At 36.6% G+C, this 5,867-nt stretch carries 4 protein-coding genes, 1 rRNA gene and 1 pseudogene; 5 read left to right on the top strand and 1 reads right to left on the bottom strand.

From position 1 onward, the window contains the following. Positions 1-236 precede the first annotated feature (236 nt). Complete coding sequence (locus tag OZD63_RS04855; RefSeq protein WP_274980121.1) at positions 237-851, bottom strand: hypothetical protein; 615 nt, start codon at positions 849-851, stop codon at positions 237-239. Positions 852-1,004: 153 nt separating this feature from the next. On the opposite strand from OZD63_RS04855, the gene OZD63_RS04850 reads away from it, so the two are divergent. The 5 genes and pseudogenes from OZD63_RS04850 to OZD63_RS04830 form a co-directional block, all read left to right on the top strand. After that, positions 1,005-2,509 (top strand): 16S ribosomal RNA (locus OZD63_RS04850). Positions 2,510-2,609: 100 nt separating this feature from the next. Continuing rightward, positions 2,610-2,987 carry a succinate dehydrogenase, cytochrome b556 subunit gene (gene sdhC, locus OZD63_RS04845; RefSeq protein ID WP_274980122.1) on the top strand — a complete coding sequence of 126 codons (378 nt, stop codon included), beginning with the start codon at positions 2,610-2,612 and terminating at the stop codon, positions 2,985-2,987. Next, on the top strand, positions 2,984-3,340 hold the full coding sequence (sdhD, locus tag OZD63_RS04840) for a succinate dehydrogenase, hydrophobic membrane anchor protein (RefSeq protein WP_010963113.1): 357 nt from the start codon (positions 2,984-2,986) through the stop codon (positions 3,338-3,340). Before sdhC ends, sdhD begins: the two co-directional genes overlap by 4 nt. An 84-nt stretch (positions 3,341-3,424) precedes the next feature. Continuing rightward, positions 3,425-4,663, top strand: coding sequence for a hypothetical protein (locus OZD63_RS04835; protein WP_274980123.1), 1,239 nt, complete (start codon positions 3,425-3,427; stop codon positions 4,661-4,663). 112 nt (positions 4,664-4,775) lie between these two features. Continuing rightward, positions 4,776-5,783 (top strand): annotated as a pseudogene (locus OZD63_RS04830) (mannose-1-phosphate guanylyltransferase); the annotation flags it as partial. Between the last annotated feature and the right edge of the window lie 84 nt (positions 5,784-5,867).

Raw genomic sequence — 5,867 nt, 5'->3', positions numbered from 1 at the left:
CAGCTTATTTAGATAAAAATCTAGATGTAGATGAAGTTTTGTAAAGACATACAGTATCTATATACTGCAAAAAATTGAACATAAGACGCCGACACATTAAGTAATCCTTACCTTTTAATCTGCAGATTGGCGAAAGCAAATACAATTATCGTGATAAGGGAGCTGGCGAGGCTTGTCAAGGAAGTTTTTCGTTTCATCCAATGCGCTGCCAAAAGCTATGTAAAAAGTCTAATGAGTTAACACCCATATATCCTGAGTAATTCTTGTGCATTAGCTTTGATTAGGATAGGGCATTTTCTATCATTTAATAGGGAACGCAATATTTCAGTTGCACCCTTAACGTCGTTATTGTGTATCTTTACTATAGCGATGGCTTCTTGGCTTGAATAAGGGTATACTGTGCTTGATTCTAAATTATCAATTTTGTCTTTATTTATTTTTTCACCGTTGGAGTGAAGTAAGCTCATTACTTCTAAATATTGTGCTAACTCACGAAAAACATCAGGAGCATCTTTATCATCTGCCAAATCATTATAAATAGATGCTGTGTCTGTTGGCATTGAATCTGAGATATGATTGAATGCGCGTTCAAAATTTGCTAAATACTCCCAATTTGAATCTATTTCTTCTAGCAGCGGCTTATTATCTTTTTTTAAGAATAATACTTCGTAAAACTTGTCACCTGCAGTTATAGATTGTTTTGTGTTATCAATGTTGCGCAATAAGTATAATGTGATGCCAACTAACATTGGCGCGAGTGCAAGCAGAAAGATGTATTTTTTCATGGTAATATTCCAAATAGTTATATATTTATACATTAATGCTTTTGATTTGCAAAAACATATTGACATAGTGATTATATCACATAATAATATTCTCAAAGTTGTTTGAATAGTTGGAGATTAAAATATTTCTAAAGTAGAAATAAAGACAGCAGTATTAAGCTAAATTATTTTTTGTCGGATTTATCCGATGTACCCTCAACCTTTTATAGGTTGAAGTCTAAATTTGAGAGTTTGATCCTGGCTCAGAATGAACGCTGGCGGCAGGCCTAACACATGCAAGTCGAACGGGGTTATATTGTAGCTTGCTATGGTATAACTTAGTGGCAGACGGGTGAGTAATGTATAGGAATCTACCTAATAGTACGGAATAATTGTTGGAAACGGCAACTAATACCGTATACGCCCTACGGGGGAAAAATTTATTGCTATTAGATGAGCCTATATTAGATTAGCTAGTTGGTGGAGTAATAGCCTACCAAGGCAATGATCTATAGCTGATCTGAGAGGATGATCAGCCACACTGGAACTGAGATACGGTCCAGACTCCTACGGGAGGCAGCAGTGGGGAATATTGGACAATGGGCGAAAGCCTGATCCAGCCATGCCGCATGAGTGAAGAAGGCCTTTGGGTTGTAAAGCTCTTTTAGTGAGGAAGATAATGACGGTACTCACAGAAGAAGTCCTGGCTAACTCCGTGCCAGCAGCCGCGGTAATACGGAGAGGGCTAGCGTTGTTCGGAATTATTGGGCGTAAAGGGCGCGTAGGCGGATTAGTAAGTTAAAAGTGAAATCCCAAGGCTCAACCTTGGAATTGCTTTTAAAACTGCTAATCTAGAGATTGAAAGAGGATAGAGGAATTCCTAGTGTAGAGGTGAAATTCGTAAATATTAGGAGGAACACCAGTGGCGAAGGCGTCTATCTGGTTCAAATCTGACGCTGAGGCGCGAAGGCGTGGGGAGCAAACAGGATTAGATACCCTGGTAGTCCACGCTGTAAACGATGAATGTTAAATATGGGAAGTTTTACTTTCTGTATTACAGCTAACGCGTTAAACATTCCGCCTGGGGACTACGGTCGCAAGATTAAAACTCAAAGGAATTGACGGGGACCCGCACAAGCGGTGGAGCATGTGGTTTAATTCGATGCAACGCGAAAAACCTTACCACTCCTTGACATGGAAATTATACCTATTCGAAGGGATAGGGTCGGTTCGGCCGGGTTTCACACAGGTGTTGCATGGCTGTCGTCAGCTCGTGTCGTGAGATGTTGGGTTAAGTCCCGCAACGAGCGCAACCCTCATCCTTAGTTACCATCAGGTAATGCTGGGGACTTTAAGGAAACTGCCAGTGATAAACTGGAGGAAGGTGGGGATGATGTCAAGTCATCATGGCCCTTATGGAGTGGGCTACACACGTGCTACAATGGTGGCTACAATGGGCTGCAAAGTCGCGAGGCTAAGCTAATCCCTTAAAAGCCATCTCAGTTCGGATTGTACTCTGCAACTCGAGTGCATGAAGTTGGAATCGCTAGTAATCGTGGATCAGCACGCCACGGTGAATACGTTTTCGGGTCTTGTACACACTGCCCGTCACGCCATGGGAATTGGTTTCACTCGAAGCTAACGACCTAACCGCAAGGAGGGAGTTATTTAAAGTGGGATCGGTGACTGGGGTGAAGTCGTAACAAGGTAGCAGTAGGGGAATCTGCAGCTGGATTACCTCCTTAGGCTTTGCACGTAATTTACCATTTTTAATGATGGTGTTGTTATGTGCTATACTGCTGTCTTTACTTCTACTTTATTTTAATTTCCCGATAACGGAATTTTATGAGTGATAGGCCTCTTTCTCCACATTTACAAATATATAAAGTACAAGTTACTAGTTTTTTCTCTATTATGCATAGATTGACTGGTATCTTGCTATTCCTTTTATTAATGATACTTTCTTGGTATTTCATATTACATGTTTACTTTCCTGAGTTACTTATAGTAAGGTGCTTAAATGCATTATTATTCACTCCTGTTGCTAAATTAGCTTATGTCTTATGTTTTATAAGTTTTGTATATCATTTTCTTAATGGTATTCGTCATTTATTGTGGGATGTTGGGCTTAATTTAGAAATTACTGGCGTTTCAAGGAGTGCTATACTGCTGACAGTAACGCTACTTCTTTCTACTATGGCTTTTTTATTTATGTTTATATGAGTCAGTCTGGAAATTCAGTACATCATTGGTGGGTTCAGCGTGTTTCTGCGGTAATTTTACTGTTCCTGTTTCCTTGGTTTATCTATTCATTTTCTTGCACATTTTATACTGATAGCTCTTTGTCTTTTAGTGAAAAATTTATTAATCACCCTCTAGAGCTTTTATTTTTTGTTGTATTGTTGTTTTGCATTTTTTGGCACGCAGTTCTTGGAATGCAGGTAGTATGCGAAGATTATATACACAGCGTACCTTTGAGGATTTTTACAATTACATGCATAAAGTACTTATCAAGCATTACTTATATAACCCTCGCTTTTACAATCTTTATCTTCTACAGGCATATTTTCTTGTAAAATCACCGGTGCTGTGTTAATATATTATTAGTGTACTAGTTTTATTATTGAACTATAGCATTATAGCGATTTTGGTTTGACAATATGTTTGAAGCATTAAAAAAGGTAGCAATAGATCTTACACTTAAAGCAAAAGGTCTGCTTACTTCACCTGAATCTCAAGTTTACGTCGAAGACCTTAGAAAGGTAATGATGTATGATGGAAGGAAATGCCAGTATCCAAAAAATTATGATCAAATTGTACAGTCTGCTAAAATCATAGAAAACAGGGATATACATGGAAATGCTATACTAGATAAAGATAAAAATCCAACCTATAAACTTTTGTATGGTCAAAAAGATGAGAATGGAGAACAACCAAGTTTCAGATTATCTTTAGTTACCGAAGGTAAAGATAATGATAGATCTTATTTTACTATCAATTATATAGACAATCAGGGTAAGCAAATTCCGATAAATGAGTTGCATAAGTCATATTTTGAGCCATTAGGCTTTTCGAGAATGGATTTGAAAAAACACGTGCCAATTTTTGAAGCTGAAAAAACTAAGGATCCTCAATATCCATTTGAATTAACTAATTCTTCTGTGCTAACTAAAGAGGTAAAAAATAAAGAAGGTAAAGTTCAGGAAGTTGTTGATGAAAAAGGAAGAAATGGAGAATTATTATACACTAGTGATTACAAGAAGCTAAGCACCCATTTTTCAGAAATTAGAGATCAGAATGGTAATCTAGAGCTAGATAAAAGTCTTATATCTGTTCCTATCGTTTTTGCTACAAGTTTAGCTAAAGTTTGTACTAAATTGTTGACTTCTCTTCCTATAAAGTTAGGGGAGCATTTAATAAGCGAACAAAACCCAATTGCAAAGTCTTTTGGTTATCTTTTATTTACTCCTGCAATGGCAGTAAAAAATTTAGTGGATATGGGAGCTACCATACTTAAGGCTCCAATTTTATTGTTTGTAGCAAATGAGAAAAAATATGGTGATGCTTACTACACCATGTGGAAACACCAACTGAAAGGATGTTTGGAAGAAGCAAAAAGTGACTTTAATGTTATTAAAGGTGAAGAAAGGCTAAAGCCGTATCATGGGAATCGTGATTCACTAGTGGGCACATGGGATGAGCTTAACGCTAGAAGGCCAAAGAAACAAGGGGATGATAAAGAAGTTAGCAAGAGTAATGAAATACTAAAGAGTCCTGAGGAAGAACAAAATAAGGGTAATGAAATATTAAGTGATAAAAGAAAAGGTCATGTTGAGGAATTACAAAATAGAAGAAATTCACAGCAAGGGCAGGGCGCTACACATGATCACTCTCATTAGCAATTACTTTAAATCAACATTTACTTTCTTTATTAACTATTCCACAACAAAAACTTGCATGTATTTTGCCCTCAGTATAAGATATTAATTATTTAATTAATATCTTAACTAAATGCGCCCTGTAGTATTGTGTGGTGGTAGTGGTAGCAGACTTTGGCCTTTATCTAAGCCAAAGCAATTTCAGAAAATATCTAGTCAGAACACTATGTTTCACAACACTTTGTTGAGGCTAAAAAGCGATTATATGCCGCCCATAATTGCTACAAATATACAGTACGAGTCATTAGTGATGGAGGAATTGCATGCACTGCAAGAATATAAAGTGATTTTCGAACCAGTGAAAATTGGAACAGCAGCGGCAATATTAATTGCTGCACTTCTCTGCAATGAAAACGAGACAATGTTAATTCTGCCTTCAGACCATTTTATAGGTGATTTGAATAGTTTTTATGCTTCTACTCAAAAAGCGTCTAAGTTAGCCTCTGAAACTAACTCTATAGTCACTTTTGGGGTTAAGCCTCATGAATTCAATTCTGAATACGGCTATATAAATGCAGTATATGATCAGAAAGAAAAATGTCATATAGTGAAAGATTTTACAGAAAAGCCCGAGCGTAAGTTAAGTAACGATCATTATTGGAACTCTGGAATATTTGTGTTTAAAGCAAAACGCTACATAGATGAGATTAAAAAATCTGCCCCGAATCTTTACAATTTATGTTTTAAATATTTCACACCGCAAGAGAGATTTCTGTATTTAAAACAACGAGATTTTGCAGGAATTGAAGGCATATCCATTGATTACTTGGTGATGGAGAAAGCAAAAAACGTTGCAATGATAGAAGCTAATTTCGATTGGTTGGATGTTGGAACTTGGAATTCAGTTTTAGAATTGAGTGAGAAGTTTAGTAAAGAACCGGCATCATTTCAGCATGTGATTAGAGAAAAAGAACCAGTTTCAACGACAGAAAGTAATAAAAATTTATTGAGTGGAGCTTGTAAGCAACCAAACAAAAGTCTAATTTCATTTATTCATAAAGTTAAGAAAGTAAAGGTGATAAGGAAAGAAGTTAAACCATGGGGATTTTGTAGTATAATTTTAATGAGCGAAAATTTTCTTAGAACCTGTTAAGGATCTCGAAAATATGAGGTAAAATAAGCATAGTTAAGAAAGAGGTATATCTATGCAAAAAAGCTATCCAAG

This window comes from Wolbachia endosymbiont of Drosophila leontia (genome assembly GCF_028981785.1).
Lineage (GTDB): Bacteria > Pseudomonadota > Alphaproteobacteria > Rickettsiales > Anaplasmataceae > Wolbachia > Wolbachia pipientis.
This window is presented reverse-complemented; position numbering and strand designations above follow the sequence as displayed.

Coding starts and splice junctions, on each gene's coding strand:
- OZD63_RS04855 (WP_274980121.1), bottom strand. CDS start 851: ATGTCAATATGTTTTTGCAAATCAAAAGCATTAATGTATAAATATATA.
- sdhC (WP_274980122.1), top strand. CDS start 2,610: ATGAGTGATAGGCCTCTTTCTCCACATTTACAAATATATAAAGTACAA.
- sdhD (WP_010963113.1), top strand. CDS start 2,984: ATGAGTCAGTCTGGAAATTCAGTACATCATTGGTGGGTTCAGCGTGTT.
- OZD63_RS04835 (WP_274980123.1), top strand. CDS start 3,425: ATGTTTGAAGCATTAAAAAAGGTAGCAATAGATCTTACACTTAAAGCA.